This is a genomic window from Youngimonas ophiurae (nom. illeg.) (genome assembly GCF_049803795.1).
In the GTDB taxonomy this organism is placed as follows: domain Bacteria; phylum Pseudomonadota; class Alphaproteobacteria; order Rhodobacterales; family Rhodobacteraceae; genus Thalassobius.
The window spans coordinates 357,746-377,352 of record NZ_JBNAGJ010000003.1 but is presented as its reverse complement, the minus strand read 5'-3'; the positions used below and the strand labels follow the sequence as shown (position 1 = coordinate 377,352).

Sequence of the window (19,607 nt, the reverse complement as noted above, 5' to 3'; positions counted from 1 at the left end):
GTGACGGTCGCCCCGGCAGAAATCCGTCATGCTCAGCCAGCCCGCAGCGCGCGCGCCATGGCACCGGCGGTTTGCAGCACATCCGGATCCAGATGCGTCCGATAGCCCAGCCGCACAAGATGCGCGTTGACGGCTTCGGTGGCCACATTTCCCGCCGCTCCGGGGGCATAGGGGCAGCCGCCCAGCCCCCCCACGGCCGCATCGAACACGCGCAGGCCCTGCTCCAGCGAGGCCTCGATATTTTGCAAGGCCCGCCCTGCGGTATCGTGATAATGCCCTGCCAGTTTCTGCACCGGAACCACCTGAGTGACGGCCTTCAGCATATCTTCGATCCGTTCGGGCGTGCCCTGCCCCAGCGTGTCGCCCAGCGAAATCTCATAGCAGCCCATGGCCAGCAACTGTTCGGCAACCTGCGCCACCGCCTGAGGCGCGACGGGCCCATCGTAGGGGCAGTCCGTCACGCAAGAAACATAGCCGCGCACCGGGATACCGGCGGCCTGCGCAGCCTCGGCGACGGGGGCGAACCGTGCCAGGCTCTCGGCGATGGTGGCGTTGATATTGGCCTTGGAAAACCCTTCGGAGGCCGCGCCGAAAATGGCCACCTCATCGGCCTGGGCGGCCAGCGCACGCTCCAGCCCCTGCATGTTCGGGGTCAGCGCCGCATAAGACACGCCCGTCGCGCGGCTGATCCCGGCCAGAACCTGAGCGCTGTCGGCCATTTGCGGCACCCATTTGGGACTGACGAAACTGGCCACCTCGATCCGGCGGAACCCGGCCCCGGACAGGCAATCGACCAGCGCGATCTTACCGTCCGTGGGAATGCGGGCCTTTTCGTTCTGCAACCCGTCGCGCGGGCCGACCTCAAAGATTTCAACGTATTGCGTCATGGCTCAGGCCTCTTCCAGCCGGATCAGCGCCGCGCCCGCTTCGACCTGATCGCCCGCGTCCGCCAGAACCTCGGCCACCACACCATCGCGGGCGGCCAGCAGGGAGTGCTCCATCTTCATTGCCTCCAGAATGGCCAGCCTGTCGCCCTCGGCCACCTCTTGGCCGGCCCTGGCAAAGACGGCCTTGACCAGGCCGGGCATCGGGGCCTCGATCACATTGCCATCGCCCCCCGCGCTTGTGTCCCGGTCCAGCGGATCGACCAGCGTGAAAGGCACGCCGTAATCGGCAAAAATCGTAACCTGCCCGTCGCCCCGATGCCAATCGGCCGCGCGCATGTCGTCAAAATACCACCCATCCGCATAGCGCGCCTGCACCACCATCCCATCAACATCCACCAAGGCCACATCCGGGCCGCGCAGGGTGATCCCCACGGACAGCTCAGCCTCGCCCTGGGTCAGCAGAACCTCGCGCCAGCTGCTGCCCCACAGGGTAAAGCCACGGTCCCAGTCGGGCCGCCCCATCAGGCCCAGCGACAGCATCGCCGCCTGCGCCACCACCTGCGGGCTGGCCGGATGCTGCACCACCAAGGCCTCCAGATCCCGCGCGATCAACCCGGTATCGACCGCGCCGCTGGCAAAGCCTTCATGCGCGCACAAAGCCCCCAGGAAAGACAGGTTGGTCACCGTGCCCGCCACCTGTGTGCCCTCAAGCGCCTGTGCCATCTGTTTCAGAGCAATCTCACGCGTGGGGCCGTGGGTGATGACCTTGGCGATCATCGGATCATAGAACGGGCTGATCGTATCGCCCGAGCGCACACCACTATCGGCCCGGCAGCCTGACGGAAAGGCCAGATGCCCCAGCGTGCCGGTGGCGGGCAGGAACCCCTTGGGGACGTCCTCGGCATACAGGCGGCTTTCAAAGGCATGGCCGGTGATGGTCAGCTCTTCTTGCTGTTTCGGCAGGCCTTCACCCGCTGCAACGCGCAGCTGCCATTCCACCAGATCGACACCGGTGATCGCCTCGGTAACGGGGTGTTCCACTTGCAGCCGGGTGTTCATCTCCATGAACCAGAACCCATCGGGGCGCAGCCCGTTCGCCCCGTCCACGATGAATTCGATCGTGCCCGCGCCCTTATAGCCGATCGCCTGAGCGGCACGGACGGCGGCATCGCCCATGGCGGCGCGCATTTCGGCGGTCATGCCGGGGGCGGGTGCCTCTTCGATCACCTTCTGGTGGCGCCGCTGAAGCGAGCAGTCGCGTTCAAACAAATGCACCGCCTGGGTGCCGTCACCAAAGACCTGCACCTCAATGTGCCGCGGCTGGAGGATATACTTCTCGATCAACACATCGGGGTTGCCAAAGGCCGTCTGTGCCTCGCTGCGGGCGCTGGCCAGGGCATCGGCGAAATCGGCGGGGGACTCGACCAGGCGCATCCCCTTGCCGCCGCCACCCGCAACCGCCTTGATCAGCACCGGATAGCCGATCTGATCCGCTTGCTTGGCCAGAAAATCGCCGTCCTGATCGGGGCCGTGATAGCCGGGCACGACGGGCACGCCGGCTTGCTCCATCAGCGCCTTGGCCGCGTCCTTCAGCCCCATTTTACGGATCGCATCGGCCGAGGGGCCAATGAAGGTCAGCCCCGCGGCCTGCACCTGTTCCACGAAGTCGGGATTTTCGGACAAAAACCCATAGCCCGGATGGATCGCCTGCGCGCCGGTGAGATGCGCCGCCTGCAAAATCCGCTGCGCCAGCAGATAGCTTTCCGCCGGGGCCGAGCCGCCGATGTGGATGCTTTCATCGGCCATGGCGACATGTTTGGCCTGCGCATCGGCATCCGAATACACCGCCACCGTCGCCACCCCCATTTTACGAGCGGTTTCGATGATACGGCAGGCAATCTCGCCTCGGTTGGCAATCAGGATTTTATCGAACATTTTCCCACTCCCTGGAGCTTTGAAATCATTTCGCGGTGTGGCGCGCGTGCGGATCGTCCGGGTGAAACAGCGCACGATACCTGAGCAGAAACATCGGAACGAACAGCAACGTCGCCGGCCCCCACAGGACAAACCAGCTGCGATCCAGAAGCTCGGACCACAGCAGCGGGCCCGCATAGCCTTTGGACCAGACATAGATCCACGGCACTGCCACCAGGCAGGGCATCGCCAGCCCATAGGCATCCCCCAGCACGGCCGAGGATTTGACACTGGGAAACGCGGGCATCGTCAGCTGCCTGACCTGCATTCGCGCCAGATACTGCTGATAATCGCTGCGAATATAAGACATCGCACGCATGGCCGCCCACACCCCGATCAACGCCGCCAAAGCAGACAGGCAGCCGGCAATCACCAGCGCCGCCCTCAGCGTTTCGATCCGTTTTCCAAGCGCCTCAACGCTTTCCAGACAGGTCACAAAAACGCAAAAGGGCGGGCCCGGCTCGGTTGGGGTGAATTCCAGCAGAGAAATCTCGGCCCCCAGAGACAGCCCGTAGGCCGCGAACAGAAAACCGTTGAAGGCCAGCATCCACGCGATGCGTTTGTCCACCAGCCCGTCCTCGTGTTCCACCAGCCTGCGCACCTCGTCGAAGATTCGGTCGCTCTGATCCTCCAGGGCGACGCGCCCCAGCAGTTTGGGCCTGTCCGGCCCCGGATCGTCGGACTGCGGGGGGGTGTCATTGTTTCCGGTCATCTCGGGCCTCCTACATGCGGAACACGCCGAAACGCGTGTCCTCGATCGGGGCATTCAGGCTGGCGCTGAGCGACAGCGCCAGGACGTCTCGGGTTTTGCGCGGATCAACGATGCCGTCATCCCACAGCCGGGCCGAGGCATAGAGCGGGTGGCTCTGCTGCTCGAACATATCAATGGTGGGCTGTTTGAAGGCGGCCTCTTCCTGCGCCGACCACGTGCCGCCCTGCCGTTCGATCCCGTCGCGTTTGACGGTGGCCAGAACGCCTGCGGCCTGTTCGCCGCCCATCACGGAAATGCGGCTGTTGGGCCATGTCCACAGGAAACGCGGGCTATAGGCACGTCCGGCCATGCCATAGTTCCCCGCCCCGAACGAGCCCCCCACCAGCATGGTAATTTTCGGCACTTTGGTGGTGGCGACGGCGGTCACCATCTTGGCACCATGGCGCGCGATGCCCTCGTTTTCATATTTGCGGCCCACCATGAAGCCGGTGATATTTTGCAGGAAAACCAGCGGGATCTTGCGCTGGCTGCACAGTTCCACGAAATGCGCGCCCTTCTGCGCAGCCTCAGAGAACAGCACACCGTTATTGGCGATGATGCCCACAGGGCAGCCCTTGATATGAGCAAAGCCCGTCACCAGGGTTTCCCCAAACCGCGGTTTAAATTCATCGAAGCGGCTGCCATCCACAGTACGGGCGATGACCTCGCGGATGTCATACGGGGTGCGCAGGTCCGAGGGCACGACGCCCAGGATTTCCTCGGGATCATAGAGCGGCTCTTCGGAGGATTGCCATTGCACGCTTGCCGGTTTGGCACGGTTCAGATGGCTGACGGCGCGGCGCGCCAGGGCCACGGCATGGGCGTCATCCTCGGCCAGATAATCGGCCACGCCCGACAGGCGCGTATGCACGTCGCCGCCGCCCAGATCCTCGGCGCTGACCACCTCGCCGGTGGCGGCCTTCACCAAGGGCGGGCCGGCCAGAAAAATCGTGCCCTGTTCCTTCACAATGATCGTGACATCCGACATGGCCGGCACATAGGCCCCCCCCGCCGTACACGAGCCCATCACCACCGCGATCTGCGGGATGCCCTTGGCCGACATATTGGCCTGATTGAAAAAGATACGGCCAAAGTGATCGCGGTCGGGGAACACCTCGTCCTGACTGGGCAGGTTCGCGCCGCCGCTGTCCACCATATAGATACAGGGCAGGTGGTTCTGTTCGGCGATTTCCTGCGCGCGCAGGTGCTTTTTCACCGTCATCGGATAGTAAGAGCCGCCCTTCACCGTGGCATCGTTGCACACGATCATGCACTCGATCCCCTGCACCCGGCCGATCCCGGCCACGACACCCGCACAGGGGGCGGCATTGTCATACATGTTATGCGCGGCGGTGGCGCCGACCTCCAGAAAGGGCGAGTCCGGATCCAGAAGCGCACGAATCCGGCGACGCGGCAGCATCTTACCCCGCGCAACGTGGCGTTCACGCGATTTTTCACCGCCCCCCAGGCGCGCGGCCTCGGCGGCCTCGCGGATGGTTTCCAGCGCCTCCAGGTGATTGCGCCGGTTGGTCTGAAAGGTTTCCGAGGACGGAATGGCAGACGAGTGCAGTTTCATAGGGCCTCCACCTTGAAGAAGTGACGTTCCAGCCGCGATCTCAACACGCTGAAGACCACGGCGAACACGACTGTGAATAAGAACAACGCCCCCCCGGCAGGGCCCAGCCCCTGCGAAGGCGACACGAAAGACAGGGCCAGCGTGGCCCCACCCAGAAACACAGTGCCCAGCAGCACGGGCAGCAGGATTTGCCAGATCAGCATTCCCGGCCCATCCGGGCGCGCCACCAGCACCAGCCGTTGCCCGCAGGCCGCGCAGGTGACAAACGCGTTGAACCGGCTGCGCTTGATCCCACCCCGAAAGGTAGAGTGCAGCGCAAACCAGCCCTGCGGCTCATCGCATTGCGGGCACTGATGTCCCCCGTATCGGCTCATGCGGTGCCTCCTTCGGCTGTGGCGCGGGCCTTCAGCTCTTTGCGGATCACCTTGCCGGTGACAGTCATCGGCAGCGCGTTCAGAAACGATATTTCCCTTGGGTAGGAATGCTTTGCGCTTCGCTCTTTCACAAAAGACTGAAGCTCGCGCGCCAGCGCATCCCCCGGTTTGACCCCCGGTTTCACCACCACATAAGCCTTCACGATCTCCGTGCGTAGCGGGTCGGGTTTGCCGATCACGCCCACGGTGGCCACGGCCGGGTGGCGCAGCAGGCAATCCTCGATCTCGGCGGGGCCGATGCGGTAGCCGGCGCTGGTGATCACGTCATCCTCGCGGCCGACAAAGCGCAGGTAGTCGCCCTGCCACTGGCCGCGATCGCCGGTCAGCATCCAATCGCCGTGGAACTTTTCAGCAGTGGCCTGAGGGCGGTTCCAATAGCGCAGCATCATGCTGGCCGCGCCTTTGGCGATGGCAATGTCGCCCTCGCCCAGTGTCGGCTGCCCTGCCCCATCCAGCACCACGATGTCGAACCCCGGCGCGGGTTTGCCCAGACAGCCGGGCGCGGCATCGAACAGCGCCCCGCAGGACGAGGCCACCATGTTACATTCGGTCTGCCCGTAGAATTCATTGATCGCCAGGCCAAAGGCCCCCTGCCCCCAGGCCAGCATCTCGGCGCCCAAAGGCTCGCCCCCCGACGCAACCGAACGCAGGCCGGCAATCGCCGCCTCCTCGGCCCTGAGCATCCGCAGCGCCGTGGGCGGAAAGAACACGTTGCGCACGCCGGTGGCGGCGATGATACGCTGACATTCGGCGACGGTGAATTTGTCCATCCGCGCGGCAACAACGGGCACCCCCAGCGCCAGCCCCGGCATCAGCACATCGAACAGCCCGCCAATCCAGGCCCAATCGGCGGGCGTCCACAGGCAATCGCCCGTCTGCCCCAGAAAATCATGGCTGACCTCGACCCCCGGCAGATGGCCGATCAGCACACGGTGAGCGTGCAAAGCGCCCTTGGGCGCGCCAGTGGTGCCGCTGGTGTAGATCAGAACGGCGGGATCTTCGGCCCCAGTATCGGCCGTGTCAAACGGCGTGTCAGAGAGGGTCAGATCCTCGGGGATGACCTGACCGTGGCCCTCGATCGCCAGCCAGTCGCGCAGCCCCTCGGTGCCCTCGGGGTCCGAGATCACCCAGGCCACGCCCGCATCCTGCAACCGGGTCAGCAGCGCATCGGTACCAAAGAGTTTAAACAGCGGAATCGAGATCGCGCCCAGCTTCCAGCAGGCGATATGCGCGGCGGCCGTCCATGGCGATTGCGAGCGCAGAACGCCCACCCGGTCGCCCCGCTGCACGCCGCGCGCGGCCAGATCCGCCGCCAGCGTATCGGCCATGCGCCGCAGCGTGCCATAGCTGACATCCACCCGCGCGCCCCCGGTCATGTCGATGATCGCCACCCGGTCCGGCACACGCGCGGCCCAGTCGTCGCAGACCTGCCGCGCCATGTTCAGCCGCGCGGGAATATCCCAGCGGAACCCCCGCACCAAGCTGCCGTAATCCTCCCCTTTCGGCAGCATGGCTTAGCTCATGGCCGCCATCATTTCGCGCCCCACCAGCATCCGGCGGATTTCCGAGGTGCCAGCCCCGATCTCCATCAGCTTGGCGTCGCGGAAAATGCGGCCCACAGGGTTGTCGGACAGATAGCCCGCCCCGCCAAACGCCTGCACCGCCTGATGCGCCACCACCATGGCCTCCTCGGACGCATAGAGACAACACGCCGCCGCATCCTGACGGGTGACCTGACCGCGATCACAGGCCTTGGCCACCTCATAGACATAGGCGCGGGCCGAGTTCATTTTGGTGTACATATCGGCCAGCTTACCCTGCATCAGCTGGAAGTTCCCGATGGGCTGGCCGAATTGCTTGCGCTCGGCCATGTAGGGCATGACCTCATCCAGGCAGGCGGCCATGATGCCAGTGCCGATCCCGGCCAGCACGACACGTTCGTAATCCAGCCCAGACATCAGAACGCGCACGCCGCGGCCTTCCTCGCCTAGCACGTTTTCGAAGGGCACTTCGCAATTTTCAAAGATCAGCTCGGCCGTGTTCGAGCCCCGCATCCCCAGCTTGTCGAAATGTTTGGAGGTGCTGAAGCCCGTCATGGATTTTTCCACGATAAAGGCGGTGATCCCGCGCGATCCGGCCTCGGGGTCGGTCTTGGCATAGACGACCAGCGTATCGGCATCCGGGCCGTTGGTGATCCAGTATTTATTGCCGTTCAGCAGGTAATATCCGTTGCGCTTTTCGGCCTTCAGCTTCATCGAGACAACATCCGAGCCCGCCGAAGGTTCGGACATCGCCAGCGCGCCGATATGCTGCCCCGAAATCAGGCCGGGCAGGTATTTCATCTTCTGCTCATGGGTGCCGTTCAGCTTGATCTGATTGACACACAGATTGGAATGCGCCCCATAAGACAACGAGACACTGGCCGAGGCCCGCGCGATTTCCTCGACCGCGATCACATGTGCCAGATAGGACATGCCCGCCCCGCCGTATTGCTCGGGCGTGGTGATGCCCAGAAGGCCCAAATCGCCCATCTCGGCCCACAGCTCGTTGGGGAATTCGTTGTCCAGATCAATCTGCGCGGCCATCGGCTTCACGCGTTCCTGCGCCCAGCGGTGCACCATTTCGCGCAGCGCGTTGACATCCTCACCCAGATCATAGGCCATCACTGCATTGAACACGGGCCGCTCCTCCGATCTCATTATTGAACAGTTGTTCATAAATAGGCACGAAGGGTGAGTCGCGTCAACCAAAATGACGGCTTGGCAAATCGGGGACGGCTTCCCATCTGAAGGGAAACGAGTTTATTCAGGATCCCCGCAATGCGAATTTTCAATGCCTCTGCCCTTGCCCTTTTGATGGCCGGCACAGCCGCCACAGCCGATCAGGTCGGAGAAATCGGCGTAGACTGGACGGGCAACGACATCATCCTCGAAGCGATCCAGGATCCCAAAGTCAGCGGCGTCACCTGCCATATCGCCTATTTCGAACGCGGACTTCTGGATCGACTGAGCCAGGGCAACTGGTTCGAAGATCCTTCGAATGCCTCGATCGCCTGCCGCCAGACGGGCCCGATCAAGATTGGCGACATCGACCGTGACGAAAACGGAGAAAACGTCTTCTCCACGTCCCGCTCCATCGTGCTTAAAAAACTGCGCGTGAAACGGATTTTTGACGCGGCCAATCAAACGCTGATCTATGTCGCGCACGCAACCGAGCTGACCGAAGGCTCGGCAAAGGTCTCGATATCGACCGTTCCGCTCTATAATGCAGATTGATTGATCCAGCGGAGCGCCTTCGGCGCGCTCGATATCTCGGCCTTACGGCCTCGGGCTGGCGCCTGCCGCCCCGTCTGCGCGTCCCCTTTGACGCTCCCCCGGCAGAGAGGTCCGCGCCGTTGGGGGCAGCGCCCCCAACCCCCGAGGCGGAGGCCGCAGGCCGACAACGAGACATCGAGCGCGCCGAAGGCGCTCCGTTTAACAGTTTTGAAACACCGCGCTGACTTCAGCACGGATAATCCGGGCAATCAAAGCGCAATCATCCGTGCTGAACGTCAAAGGCAGCCGCATATCCAGAATGCCGCGCAACACACGATCAGTTTCTTCCAGCCGGTCCGATGGCACATATTTCCAGCTGTCGTAGCGGCTGGTAAAGCCATTCGGCTCGGCCCCGCCGAACCATTTCAGCTCCACCCCACGCGCGGCGCATCGCTCCAGCACCTGTGCAATTCCCGCCTCGGGCCAATCCAGCAAAAGAAACTGGATCGAGCTGCCGACATATGTTTCCTCGGCGGGGCGTTCCACCACTGTCAGGCCGGGCGTGTGGCGCAGCCCCTCTTCGAGCACGCCATAGCGCGCATTCCAACGGGCACATTGTCTGGGCAGATCCCGCAATTGGGGGCGCAGGATCGCCGCGCGCAGATTATCCATCCGGCCGGAAATATTGGGCGTGTCATATTTGATCGCCTCGAACGTCGCCGGATCAGGCACGGCCAGATGCCGGTCATACAGCATGTAAGAGCCCGACAGCATCACCGCCCGCGCCATCACCTGCGCGTCATTGGTGATCAGCAGCCCGCCCTCGCCCGAGTTCAGATGCTTATAGGTCTGGGTCGAGAAACAGCCGATCAGCCCATCCGTACCGGACAGCCGCCCCCGCCAGCGCGCGCCCATCGTGTGGGCGCAATCCTCGATCACCGTGACATCCGCCGCGCGGCATATTTCCAGCAGGCGATCCATGTCGCACAGATGGCCGCGCATATGGCTCAGCATCAGCACATCGGCCTGGTCCGCCTTGGCCTGCAAATCGTCCAGATCAATCACCAGACCTTCGGTTACCCCCACGAAGACCGGCACGGCCCCCAGGCTGGCAATCGCGCCGGGCACCGGAGCCAGGGTAAAGGCGTTGGTCAGCACCCGGTCGCCGGGCTGCACGCCCACCGCCCGCAGGGCCGTGGCCAGCGCATACCCCCCCGAGGCCACGGCCAGCGCATACTCCACCCCCATCGCGGCGGCGAATTCCTGCTCCAGCAGCGCGGCCTCGCCCGGATCGTCGCCCACCGTATTATAGCGGTGCAGCCGCCCCGAGCGCATCACGCGCAGCGCCACCTCAATCCCCTCTTCGGGGATGGGCTCTTGCTGGGTGAACGTGCCTGTGAAAACCTCGGTCATGGTTCCGTCCTGAAGCCCCGCGCGCCGAAGGTCAAGCCGCCGGGCCCAGCAAGTCCCCGACCAGCCCCAGCAGATCGTCATAATGATCCAGCAGAGCCTCGGGGTTAAGCGCCGCAACGGCGCGGCCCTCGGGGCCGAATGTGACCAGAACGCTGGGCACCCCCATGGCGGCGGCGGTTTTTCGATCGGTCACCGTGTCGCCAATCAGCAGCGATTGCGCCGGATCGCCTCCGGCGCGCAGCACCGCCTGGCGCAACGGCTCGGGGTTGGGTTTGCGCACGGGCAGCGTGTCCGCCCCGATCATCGAGCCAAACGCCCCCCGCACCCCCAACCGCTGCAACAGGGTTTCGGCCAGGGCCTCGGGCTTGTTCGTGCAGATGCCCACCTTATAGCCCGCCCCGCACAAGGCATCGACGGCCTCCATCACACCGGGATAGAGAACCGTGTAGCGGTCAATCTGTGCGCCGTAGGCCTGCAACAGCACCGGATACCACTGCGCGATCTGGCCCTCGATGTCGGGGTGCTTTAGCCGTTCCAGCCCCAGTTTCAGCATCGCCCGCCCGCCATGAAAAGCCGTGGCCGCATCGCCGTCGGGGCACAGGATATCGCCCTGCCCCATCTGCTGAAAACACGCATTGGCCGCCGCAATCAGATCCCCGCTGGTATCGGCCAGCGTCCCATCCAGATCGAAAATCACTGTTTTCATTGCCTGCCCGTCCCTTTCAGCATCATTCCGCCCATCTTTGTCACATGCCGCAATCACAAGTGAAGCACACCGGACTTGCGCCACGCCCCTCAGCGGATAAAACGGGCAAAAGGCAATAACAACAAGAGATATGGCATGAGCACGGCCCTGATCATCCTTGCTGCGGGCATGGGAACCCGCATGAACTCGGACCTGCCCAAGGTTCTGCACCCCATCGCCGGGGCGCCTTTGATCGTTCATGCGATGAAATCGGGCGCGGCCCTGAACCCCGAGCGCACCGTCATCGTCACCGGCCATGGGGCAGCCCAGGTGGAACAGGCCGCGCTGGCCCATGACGAAACCGCCCAGTTCGCGCTGCAATCTCAACAACTGGGGACGGGTCATGCCGTGGCCCAGGCGCGCGCCGCTCTGGACGGGTTCACCGGCGACGCCCTCGTGCTGTATGGCGACACACCGTTTATCCAGCCCGAAACCCTACAGGCCATGGCCCAGGCACGCACCCATCATGACGTGGTGGTGCTGGGGTTCGAGGCCGCAGATCCGGGCCGCTATGGCCGTCTGGTGATGGAGGGCAACACACTGGACCGCATCGTCGAATTCAAGGATGCAACGGATGAGGAACGCGCGATATCCTTCTGTAATTCCGGAGTTATCTGCGCTGATGCCCAGACTCTGTTCTCCCTGATCGAGGCGGTGGAAAACAACAATGCCGCTGGCGAATATTACCTGACCGACATCGTGGGCCTGGCCCGGAAACGCGGCCTGTCGGCCACCGCCGTGGCTTGTGACGAGGCTGAAACCCTGGGCATCAATTCCCGCGCTGAACTGGCCGCGGCCGAGGCTGCCTTTCAGACCCGCGCCCGCCTGTCTGCGATGGAGGACGGCGTGACCCTGCTGGCCCCCGAAACCGTATTTTTCGCCCATGACACCGTGATCGGCCGCGATACCGTGCTAGAGCAAAACATCGTTTTCGGCCCCGGCGTGACCGTGGAATCGGGCGCGCGCATCCGGGCGTTCAGCCATCTGGAGGGCTGCCACGTCAGCCAGCGCGCCACCGTCGGCCCCTATGCCCGCCTGCGCACCGGTGCCGAGCTGGCCGAGGACGTTCATGTCGGCAATTTCGTCGAGATCAAGAACGCCTATCTGGACGAGGGTGCCAAGGCCAACCACCTGACCTATATCGGCGATGCCTCGGTCGGGAAGGCCACGAATATCGGCGCGGGCACGATCACCTGCAACTATGATGGCGTGATGAAACATCACACGGAAATCGGCGCGAACGTCTTTATCGGCTCGAATACGATGCTGGTTGCGCCGGTCACGGTGGGGGCGCGGGCGATGACGGCCAGCGGCTCGGTGATCACCTCCGACGTCCCCCCCGAGGCCCTAGCCATGGGCCGCGCCAAACAGGTGAACAAACCGGGGTTGGCGACAAAATTGTTCGATATTCTAAAGAAAACCAAAGAAAAACGCGACAAAGGGGCAGTATAATGTGCGGAATTGTAGGGGTTCTTGGAAGCCACGAAGTGGCTCCGATCCTGGTTGAGGCGCTGAAACGACTGGAATATCGCGGCTATGACAGCGCCGGGATCGCCACGATCAACGAGGGCCGCCTGGACCGCCGCCGCGCTGTGGGCAAGCTGGTGAACCTCTCGGATCTGCTGGTCCACGATCCGCTGCCGGGCAAGTCCGGCATCGGCCACACCCGCTGGGCCACCCATGGCGCGCCCTCGGTCACCAATGCGCACCCCCACCGCGCCGGCCCCGTTGCCGTCGTGCATAACGGGATCATCGAAAACTTCCGCGAATTGCGCTGCGAACTGGCGCAAAAGGGCTTTGATTTCGTCACCGAAACGGACACGGAAACCGTTGCCCTGCTGGTGCAATCCTACATGTCCGAGGGCAATGACCCGATCGAGGCCGCCCGCCTGACGCTGGCCCGTCTGCATGGGGCCTTTGCGCTGGCATTTCTGTTCGACGGCCAAGAAGACCTGCTGATCGCCGCGCGCAAGGGCAGCCCGCTGGCCATCGGCCATGGTGCGGGCGAAATGTATGTGGGCTCGGACGCGATTGCCCTGGCCCCGCTGACCGATCAGATCACCTATCTGGAGGAAGGCGACTGGGCCGTTCTGACCCGAAATTCCCTGGAAATTCGGGATGTTAACAACACGGTCGTCACCCGCCCGATGCGCAAGATCGAGCTGGACACCGCCCGCGTGGACAAAGGCGGGCACAAGCATTTCATGGCCAAGGAAATCGCCGAGCAGCCCTCGGTGATCGGCGAGGCAATCCGCCACTATCTGACCAACGACGCTGCCCATGTCGCCCTGCCCGGCGCGGGGCTGGATTTCACCCGGATTGACCGGCTGACCATGGTCGCCTGCGGCACCGCCTACTATGCCTGTCTGACGGCGAAATACTGGTTCGAGCAGCTGGCGCAGATCCCCGTCGAAGTCGATATTGCCAGTGAATTCCGCTACCGCGAACCGCCCATTCCCGCGCGCACCGTCGCCCTGTTTGTCAGCCAGTCCGGCGAAACCGCCGACACGCTGGCCGCGCTGCGCTACTGTCAGGGCAAGGCCGATCAGATCGTTTCGGTGGTCAATGTCCCCGAAAGCTCGATCGCGCGGGAAAGCGATCTGGCGCTGCCGATTCTGGCAGGGGCCGAGATTGGCGTGGCCTCGACCAAGGCGTTCACCTGTCAATTGACCGTGCTGCTGATGCTGGCGCTGAAAGCGGCCGAACAACGCGGCACAATCGCGCCCGAACGCCTGTCCGATCTGCTGTCGCAACTGCGGGCGCTGCCCAACACGCTGAACCACGCGCTGGACCAGGACGCGGCGATTGCGCGCTCGGCCCGCCAATTGGCCGAGGCCTCGGACGTGCTGTTCCTGGGGCGCGGGCTGATGTATCCTTTGGCGCTTGAGGGCGCCCTGAAACTAAAGGAAATCAGCTACATACATGCCGAAGCTTACGCATCGGGCGAGCTGAAACACGGCCCCATCGCGCTGATCGACAAAACACTGCCCGTGGTGGTGATGGCCCCGCGCGACGCGCTGTTCGACAAAACCGTTTCGAACATGCAAGAGGTGCTGGCGCGCGGCGGAAAGGTGATGCTGATCTCGGATGCCGAGGGCACGGCCGAGGCCGCAAACGACGTGTGGGAATCCATCGTGATGCCTCAGGTCGATCCGGTTTTGTCGCCCATTCTTTATGCGGTGCCCGCGCAGTTGCTGGCCTATCACACCGCCGTGGCCAAGGGCACGGATGTGGATCAACCGCGCAACCTGGCCAAATCGGTGACCGTGGAATGACCCCGGAGGACGCCCTGGCCCAGCTGCGTGCCGAAATCGAGCCGGGCCGCGCCGAAGGAATGCGCGCCTATCACAAACAAGACCGTCAGGTGCTGGGCATTCCGAACCCCGCGCTCAACGATCTGACAAAGACATGGCGGCAGACGCTGACAGTGCCCGAACGGGTCGATCTGGCGCGGGCGCTGTGGCACACGGATATTTTCGAGGCGCGGATTGCGGCGGCCAAGCTGCTGACTCAGGCCCGGATCAAGGATGACGAACAGGCCTGGATTCTGATCCAATCCTGGACCCGCGATTTTGACAGCTGGGCGATAGCCGATCACGCCTGCATGGCCGGGCAAAAACGCCTGCTGGCCAATCCGACGCGCGTCTCCGAAGTCGAGGACTGGACCCATTCCTCCCATATGTGGACCCGCCGGGCCGCGCTGGTGATCACCCTGCCCTGGACAAAACAAAACAACCCAAAACCGACCGATCTGGAAATCCGCGACCGCGTGCTGCGCTGGTGCGCGCGCTATGTGGATGACAACGACTGGTTCATTCAGAAGGCCATCGCCTGGTGGCTGCGCGATCTGTCCAAACATGACATCCCGCGCGTGCAGGCCTTTCTGGACCGCTACGGCGCGCAAATGAAGCCCTTCGCCCGCAAAGAAGCCTCGAAACATCTGCCCGGCGGGACGGATCAGTCGATATAGACGCGCACCTCGGCCAACCCGGTCAGAGGCGCATCCAGCAGGCGCATCGCCGCCATGGACAGGCGGCTGCCCGCAGTGGCAGGCCCGTCGATCGGGATCAGATCCACCTTGACCGTGCGGCCGGATTTTTCATAGGACACGCGCCCTTTGCCCGCACTTTGCACCAAAGGCGTTTCGAGCCAGAAACCCGCATGTGCGGGATCGCCCAGACTGGCCACCGTCACTCCGATCAAGCCAGGCGTATCGGCCGGTTTGGTCACATCGGGGGTGGGGGTGTTCTCGTCCACGGCGTCCGCGGCGGGCTTATCCTGCACCACCGGGTCGGGGCGCGGGGTGTCCTTCGCGGGCCAATCGACCCCGATTTTCCCCAAAGGATCGCAGCCAGACAAAAAAATCAGCGCCATCGCGGCAGTCAAATAGTGTTTCATAAGAGCAGGCTACGACCATTCACCCCCCTAAATCAATGACATCTGCCCTTGCCGTGGCGGGGTTCCGCGCATAATTTCCCCTCATGACAGCTCCCCTGATTGATCCCTTTCAGCGCGCCATCGATTATCTGCGCGTTTCCGTCACTGACCGCTGCGATTTCCGCTGCGTTTACTGCATGTCGGAAAACATGACCTTTCTGCCCAAAAAGGAACTGCTGACACTGGAAGAGCTGGATCGCGTGTGCTCTGCCTTCATTCGCATGGGGGTGAAAAAACTGCGGATCACCGGGGGCGAGCCCTTGGTGCGACGCGGGATCATGACGTTTTTCCACGAGATGTCCCGGCATCTGGACAGTGGCGCGCTGAACGAGCTGACGCTAACCACCAATGGCTCGCAACTTGGGCGATTTGCACAGGATCTGCATGGCGCCGGGGTGCGCCGGATCAACGTGTCTTTGGACACGATGGACGCGGATAAATTCGCCCAAATCACCCGCTGGGGCCGTCTGCCGCAGGTGCTGAACGGGATTGATGCGGCGCAGCGCGCGGGAATGCGGATCAAGATCAACGCCGTCGCGCTGAAGGGCTTTAACGAGGACGAGCTGTTCCCGATGGTCGAATGGTGCCACGCGCGCGACATGGACCTGACCTTTATCGAGGTCATGCCCATGGGCGACATCGGCAATGAAAACCGGCTGGATCAATACTGGCCCTTGAAGGATCTGCGCGCCACGCTGGCCCAGCAATACACGCTGACCGATTTGGCCGAGCGCACCGGCGGCCCCGCCCGCTATGTCCGGCTGGAGGAAACCGGCCAAAAAATCGGTTTCATCACGCCTCTGACCCATAATTTCTGCGAAAGCTGCAACCGCGTGCGCCTGACCTGCACCGGCGAGCTGTTCATGTGTCTGGGCCAGGAAGACATGGCCGATCTGCGCCCCGCGCTGCGCGACAATCCCAGCAGCGACGCCCCCCTGGAAGAGGCCATTCGCGCCGCGATCAACCTCAAGCCCAAGGGGCATGATTTCGATTATTCGCGTCAGGAAGTGGCCGGGCAGATGTCCCGCCACATGAGCCACACCGGCGGATGACGCGCCCGATGCTCTTGCGGGCCTATCTGGGGCTGACGCGTGCGCTGCCCTGGCTGCTGACGCGCCCCGCACGCCGGGCCCACGCCCGGCTGGGCTGCGATCCACAGCGCCTGCCGGAACGGTTTGGCGCCGGCTCCTTGCCCCGTCCGGATGGCAAAGTGATCTGGATGCACGCGGCCTCGGTCGGAGAGCTGATCTCGGCGCTGGATCTGGCTGCGGACCTGCAAGAACGAACCCAGGCGGCCATTCTGTTTACCACGATGACGCAAAGCGCGGCGCAATTGGCCGCGCGGCGTTTGCCTGCGGGGATGGCGCATCAGTTCGTTCCCACCGACACCCCCGCCGCCGTCGCCCGCTTCCTGGATCACTGGCGCCCCGATCTGGCCTGTTTCATCGAAAGCGATCTTTGGCCGCGCCTGATCTTGCAGGCTCATGCCCGCGCGATCCCGCTGGCCCTGTTGAACGCCCGGCCGTCCTCTAGCCGGAAAAAAGCCCCGAAAACAATGGGCTATCTGATGTCTAAATTCGCAAAGGCAACCGCGCAGGATGAGCAGACACAAAACCAGCTACTGGCGCTGGGGATGCCCGCGGACCGTGTTCTCACCACCGGAGACATGAAAGCCGCAGCCGCACCCCTGCCCTTTGACCCCGCCGAATTGCAGGCATTGCGGGCGAAAATCGGGGATCGCCCGGTCTGGCTGGCCGCCTCGACCCACCCCGGCGAGGAAGAGATCATCCTGAAGGCGCATCGCGCGGCGTTAACCAATTTGCCCGACCTGCTGCTGATCCTGATCCCCCGCCACCCCGAGCGCGCCCCACAGCTGAGCGCGCTGCTCTCGCAGCAGGGGTTTGCGCAGTCTGTCCGGTCCCACGATCAGGCCATCGGCGCGCAGACACAGGTCTATCTGGCCGACACGCTGGGCGAAACGGGCCTGTTTTTTCGCGCCACGCGGCTGGCCTTCATGGGCGCGTCTTTTTCGGATCAGGGCGGGCATAATCCATTCGAGCCCGCCCAATTGGGCGCGGCTGTCCTGCACGGCCCCAAGGTGAGGAATTTCGCCAAGGACTATGCCCAGATGGACAGTCTGGGCGCCGCACAGCAGGTTCTGAACGCAGAAGAGCTGGCCCAGACCGTGCCCGAACTGATCGGCTCGGATAAGCTGGCGCAGATGTGTGCGGCCGGGCAGACCCTGATGTCGCACAAAGCGCAAATCCGCCCCGCAATCCTGGCCCATCTGCGGGACGTGCTGCCCTGACGCTCTTGCCCCCGTTCGGTCACGGACATAGGGTCGCGCCATGATTCAAAAGCCCAAAGTAGTCCTGCTGAACGATACCTCGACGCGCTATCACCACGGCTGCGCGCGCGTGATGCGCCTGCTGGTCCAGGGGATGCAGGACGCCGGGTTGCAGATCATCGCCCGCAGCCCCGCGCGGCACGATTGGGAAAAGGACGGCTCTTTCATTCAGGCGCTTGGCGAGGCCGATCTGATCGTTATCAACGGCGAGGGCACGCTGCATCACGGAAAACCCGCAGGCGAGGCGCTGCTGCGCATTGCAGACCACCCCGCGCGCGGACAGACTCCGCTGGTGCTGCTGAATGCCATGTACGAGGAAAACCCGGCAAAATGGGGGGAGTACCTGTCGAAATTCGCGCTGATTGCGGCCCGAGACAGCGCCAGCGCCGCGCGCCTGTCCGACGCCAGCGGACAAGAGGTGCGCTGGCTGCCCGACCTGTCGCTGTCCGCCCCGGCAGAGATCACGCCTGCCACGCGGGCGGGGGTGATCGTCGGCGATTCCGTGCGGCTGAACAAACGCCGCATTCTGGCCCGCGCCGCAACGCGTTTGCCGCAGGCCAGTTTTATCCCCACAAAAACCCTGCGGGGGAAAATCTGGCGGCTGCCGGGGCTGGGGTGGCTGCTGCGCGGGCTGCTGTTTCGGGGCTATAATGCGGTCTGGCCGCTGCGCGCCCCGCGTTTCGAAATGCCCCTGACCGAGGCCGAGTATCTGCGCAGGATTGCCGGGGCGCGGCTTCACATCACCGGACGGTTTCACGCGGTCTGTCTGTCCATGCTGACGGAAACGCCCTTTCTTGCGCTGACCTCGAATGCCTCGAAAATCGAGCAATTACTGATAGATGCAGGGATGCAGACCGACCGGATCATTGCCTCTGACGCGCTGGATGCCCCGCCGCAAACGGCTGACTTCTCTCCAGCCGAGCTGGCCGCGATCCGCCAGTTCCGCGCCCGCGCCCAGAGCCAGGCACAGCAGCTGTTTACCGACCTGGCCGCGCTGGCGCACGCCCATTCGGACCGTTAAAGATCCGACATCCCACGCCCGGTCAGGTACAGATCGGCGATCGCGCAGGCTGTCTTGGGGCTTAGGCCTCCGTCAGCCACCATCGGCCAGTGCTGCGCCGTGCGCGTGTCCATGATCGCCATCCGTCCGGGGCGCAGACGGACCGGGATATGGCTGTTTCCCAGATGCGCCAGCGCCGCGGCGCGATGCTTGCCCCCCATCACAAAGAAACACGCGCGTGTGCCGTCGGTGATGAAATGCCCCTCGATATCGCCGTGTTTATCCGGCTGAAATCCCGATTTACGAATGCCCGAGGCCACACGGGAAAGGCGCAGCGCCTCAAGCGTTACTTTTTTCGGCGTACAGGGCCCGTAGAAGGCCACGCCCTGGCTGGCGGGCAGGCCTTTCTCGCCGCCGGGGGGGCGATCCTTCAGCACCTTGCGCCAGGGCAGCACATAGGGCGGCAGATCGGCCCCCGCACCGCCGGGTAGCCCATACATCTGCCCCAGGTTTTCCGGCGCATGATGGGTGTAAAACCGGCTCAGAGCCTCTTTGCCCGTCGCAAGCGCCTGCACAAACGGGTGATCCGGCCCGTAGGTGAAACCGCCCTGCATCCGCAGCGCCGACACGGGCAGCTCCATGCGGAGCGGCGCCTTTTCCCACCAATAGGCATAGGGCAACGCGGCCATCGGATCGTCAAACCGGCGCACCACGGCTGCATAGCGCGCCAATGACGCCGCCTGTCGCATCGCTTTGAAAATGCCGGGCATGAGGATCCTTTCAGGAAAC

General features: G+C 63.7%; 18 protein-coding genes. 7 read left to right on the top strand and 11 right to left on the bottom strand.

Annotation, left to right across the window (positions count from 1 at the left end; all coding sequences use genetic code 11):
* Window positions 1–32: 32 nt before the first annotated feature.
* Genes ACP15O_RS09515 through ACP15O_RS09485 form a run of 7 tightly spaced genes read right to left on the bottom strand, consistent with a single transcriptional unit; the run spans window position 33 to window position 8,300 of the window.
* Window positions 33–887 (bottom strand): hydroxymethylglutaryl-CoA lyase, encoded by an 855-nt coding sequence (locus ACP15O_RS09515; RefSeq protein ID WP_425095845.1) that lies wholly within the window; start codon window positions 885–887, stop codon window positions 33–35.
* 3 nt (window positions 888–890) lie between these two features.
* Complete coding sequence (locus ACP15O_RS09510; protein ID WP_425095844.1) at window positions 891–2,822, bottom strand: acetyl/propionyl/methylcrotonyl-CoA carboxylase subunit alpha; 1,932 nt, start codon at window positions 2,820–2,822, stop codon at window positions 891–893.
* A 25-nt stretch (window positions 2,823–2,847) separates the two neighbouring features.
* Complete coding sequence (locus ACP15O_RS09505) at window positions 2,848–3,573, bottom strand: hypothetical protein (RefSeq protein ID WP_425095843.1); 726 nt, start codon at window positions 3,571–3,573, stop codon at window positions 2,848–2,850.
* 10 nt (window positions 3,574–3,583) lie between these two features.
* Window positions 3,584–5,188, bottom strand: a complete 1,605-nt coding sequence (locus ACP15O_RS09500; protein WP_425095842.1) for a carboxyl transferase domain-containing protein — start codon at window positions 5,186–5,188, stop codon at window positions 3,584–3,586.
* Window positions 5,185–5,562: a hypothetical protein gene (locus tag ACP15O_RS09495; RefSeq protein ID WP_425095841.1), complete on the bottom strand. Its 378-nt coding sequence runs from the start codon at window positions 5,560–5,562 to the stop codon at window positions 5,185–5,187. The genes ACP15O_RS09500 and ACP15O_RS09495 overlap by 4 nt, the downstream gene beginning before the upstream one ends.
* A complete protein-coding gene (locus tag ACP15O_RS09490; RefSeq protein WP_425095840.1) occupies window positions 5,559–7,133 on the bottom strand; it encodes an AMP-binding protein in 1,575 nt (524 codons plus the stop codon). The genes ACP15O_RS09495 and ACP15O_RS09490 overlap by 4 nt, the downstream gene beginning before the upstream one ends.
* 3 nt (window positions 7,134–7,136) lie before the next feature.
* Window positions 7,137–8,300, bottom strand: a complete 1,164-nt coding sequence (locus ACP15O_RS09485; RefSeq protein ID WP_425095839.1) for an isovaleryl-CoA dehydrogenase — start codon at window positions 8,298–8,300, stop codon at window positions 7,137–7,139.
* A gap of 141 nt (window positions 8,301–8,441) precedes the next feature.
* Between ACP15O_RS09485 and ACP15O_RS09480 the strand changes: the two genes are divergently transcribed.
* On the top strand, window positions 8,442–8,897 hold the full coding sequence (locus tag ACP15O_RS09480; RefSeq protein WP_425095838.1) for a CreA family protein: 456 nt from the start codon (window positions 8,442–8,444) through the stop codon (window positions 8,895–8,897).
* Window positions 8,898–9,095: 198 nt separating this feature from the next.
* Here ACP15O_RS09480 and ACP15O_RS09475 read toward each other — a convergent pair whose 3' ends face one another.
* Window positions 9,096–10,289: a DegT/DnrJ/EryC1/StrS family aminotransferase gene (locus tag ACP15O_RS09475; protein ID WP_425095837.1), complete on the bottom strand. Its 1,194-nt coding sequence runs from the start codon at window positions 10,287–10,289 to the stop codon at window positions 9,096–9,098.
* A gap of 31 nt (window positions 10,290–10,320) precedes the next feature.
* Entirely contained in the window at window positions 10,321–10,995 is a 675-nt protein-coding gene (locus ACP15O_RS09470) for an HAD-IA family hydrolase (protein WP_425095836.1), read from the bottom strand.
* A 135-nt stretch (window positions 10,996–11,130) separates the two neighbouring features.
* Between ACP15O_RS09470 and glmU the strand changes: the two genes are divergently transcribed.
* From glmU to ACP15O_RS09455, 3 genes are read left to right on the top strand one after another with little or no spacing between them, the layout of a single operon-like run.
* Complete coding sequence (gene glmU / locus ACP15O_RS09465; protein WP_425095835.1) at window positions 11,131–12,486, top strand: bifunctional UDP-N-acetylglucosamine diphosphorylase/glucosamine-1-phosphate N-acetyltransferase GlmU; 1,356 nt, start codon at window positions 11,131–11,133, stop codon at window positions 12,484–12,486.
* A complete protein-coding gene (gene glmS, locus ACP15O_RS09460) occupies window positions 12,486–14,309 on the top strand; it encodes a glutamine--fructose-6-phosphate transaminase (isomerizing) (protein WP_425095834.1) in 1,824 nt (607 codons plus the stop codon). The genes glmU and glmS overlap by 1 nt, the downstream gene beginning before the upstream one ends.
* The gene (locus tag ACP15O_RS09455; protein WP_425095833.1) at window positions 14,306–15,004 is read left to right on the top strand and encodes a DNA alkylation repair protein; all 699 of its coding nucleotides are present in this window, start codon (window positions 14,306–14,308) and stop codon (window positions 15,002–15,004) included. The genes glmS and ACP15O_RS09455 overlap by 4 nt, the downstream gene beginning before the upstream one ends.
* Here the strand turns inward: ACP15O_RS09455 and ACP15O_RS09450 are convergent.
* Window positions 14,992–15,432, bottom strand: coding sequence for a hypothetical protein (locus tag ACP15O_RS09450; RefSeq protein WP_425095832.1), 441 nt, complete (start codon window positions 15,430–15,432; stop codon window positions 14,992–14,994). The two genes, ACP15O_RS09455 and ACP15O_RS09450, sit on opposite strands and share 13 nt — an antisense overlap.
* Before the next feature lie 83 nt (window positions 15,433–15,515).
* Between ACP15O_RS09450 and moaA the strand changes: the two genes are divergently transcribed.
* The 3 genes from moaA to ACP15O_RS09435 are packed head-to-tail and all read left to right on the top strand — an operon-like array spanning window position 15,516 to window position 18,839.
* Window positions 15,516–16,523: a GTP 3',8-cyclase MoaA gene (gene moaA, locus ACP15O_RS09445; RefSeq protein WP_425095831.1), complete on the top strand. Its 1,008-nt coding sequence runs from the start codon at window positions 15,516–15,518 to the stop codon at window positions 16,521–16,523.
* Window positions 16,520–17,779, top strand: coding sequence for a 3-deoxy-D-manno-octulosonic acid transferase (locus ACP15O_RS09440; protein ID WP_425095830.1), 1,260 nt, complete (start codon window positions 16,520–16,522; stop codon window positions 17,777–17,779). The genes moaA and ACP15O_RS09440 overlap by 4 nt, the downstream gene beginning before the upstream one ends.
* Before the next feature lie 40 nt (window positions 17,780–17,819).
* A complete protein-coding gene (locus ACP15O_RS09435; protein ID WP_425095829.1) occupies window positions 17,820–18,839 on the top strand; it encodes a polysaccharide pyruvyl transferase family protein in 1,020 nt (339 codons plus the stop codon).
* Here the strand turns inward: ACP15O_RS09435 and ACP15O_RS09430 are convergent.
* Entirely contained in the window at window positions 18,836–19,588 is a 753-nt protein-coding gene (locus ACP15O_RS09430) for a hypothetical protein (protein WP_425095828.1), read from the bottom strand. The genes ACP15O_RS09435 and ACP15O_RS09430 overlap by 4 nt on opposite strands.
* Window positions 19,589–19,607 lie beyond the last annotated feature (19 nt).

What these genes read in the sequence shown, in the direction of transcription:
- ACP15O_RS09440 (WP_425095830.1), top strand. Translation starts at nt 16,520, where the DNA reads ATGACGCGCCCGATGCTCTTGCGGGCCTATCTGGGGCTGACGCGTGCG.
- ACP15O_RS09435 (WP_425095829.1), top strand. Translation starts at nt 17,820, where the DNA reads ATGATTCAAAAGCCCAAAGTAGTCCTGCTGAACGATACCTCGACGCGC.
- ACP15O_RS09475 (WP_425095837.1), bottom strand. Translation starts at nt 10,289, where the DNA reads ATGACCGAGGTTTTCACAGGCACGTTCACCCAGCAAGAGCCCATCCCC.
- ACP15O_RS09495 (WP_425095841.1), bottom strand. Translation starts at nt 5,562, where the DNA reads ATGAGCCGATACGGGGGACATCAGTGCCCGCAATGCGATGAGCCGCAG.
- ACP15O_RS09455 (WP_425095833.1), top strand. Translation starts at nt 14,306, where the DNA reads ATGACCCCGGAGGACGCCCTGGCCCAGCTGCGTGCCGAAATCGAGCCG.
- moaA (WP_425095831.1), top strand. Translation starts at nt 15,516, where the DNA reads ATGACAGCTCCCCTGATTGATCCCTTTCAGCGCGCCATCGATTATCTG.
- glmU (WP_425095835.1), top strand. Translation starts at nt 11,131, where the DNA reads ATGAGCACGGCCCTGATCATCCTTGCTGCGGGCATGGGAACCCGCATG.
- ACP15O_RS09500 (WP_425095842.1), bottom strand. Translation starts at nt 5,188, where the DNA reads ATGAAACTGCACTCGTCTGCCATTCCGTCCTCGGAAACCTTTCAGACC.
- ACP15O_RS09480 (WP_425095838.1), top strand. Translation starts at nt 8,442, where the DNA reads ATGCGAATTTTCAATGCCTCTGCCCTTGCCCTTTTGATGGCCGGCACA.
- ACP15O_RS09470 (WP_425095836.1), bottom strand. Translation starts at nt 10,995, where the DNA reads ATGAAAACAGTGATTTTCGATCTGGATGGGACGCTGGCCGATACCAGC.
- ACP15O_RS09505 (WP_425095843.1), bottom strand. Translation starts at nt 3,573, where the DNA reads ATGACCGGAAACAATGACACCCCCCCGCAGTCCGACGATCCGGGGCCG.
- ACP15O_RS09515 (WP_425095845.1), bottom strand. Translation starts at nt 887, where the DNA reads ATGACGCAATACGTTGAAATCTTTGAGGTCGGCCCGCGCGACGGGTTG.
- ACP15O_RS09510 (WP_425095844.1), bottom strand. Translation starts at nt 2,822, where the DNA reads ATGTTCGATAAAATCCTGATTGCCAACCGAGGCGAGATTGCCTGCCGT.
- ACP15O_RS09490 (WP_425095840.1), bottom strand. Translation starts at nt 7,133, where the DNA reads ATGCTGCCGAAAGGGGAGGATTACGGCAGCTTGGTGCGGGGGTTCCGC.
- glmS (WP_425095834.1), top strand. Translation starts at nt 12,486, where the DNA reads ATGTGCGGAATTGTAGGGGTTCTTGGAAGCCACGAAGTGGCTCCGATC.
- ACP15O_RS09430 (WP_425095828.1), bottom strand. Translation starts at nt 19,588, where the DNA reads ATGCCCGGCATTTTCAAAGCGATGCGACAGGCGGCGTCATTGGCGCGC.
- ACP15O_RS09450 (WP_425095832.1), bottom strand. Translation starts at nt 15,432, where the DNA reads ATGAAACACTATTTGACTGCCGCGATGGCGCTGATTTTTTTGTCTGGC.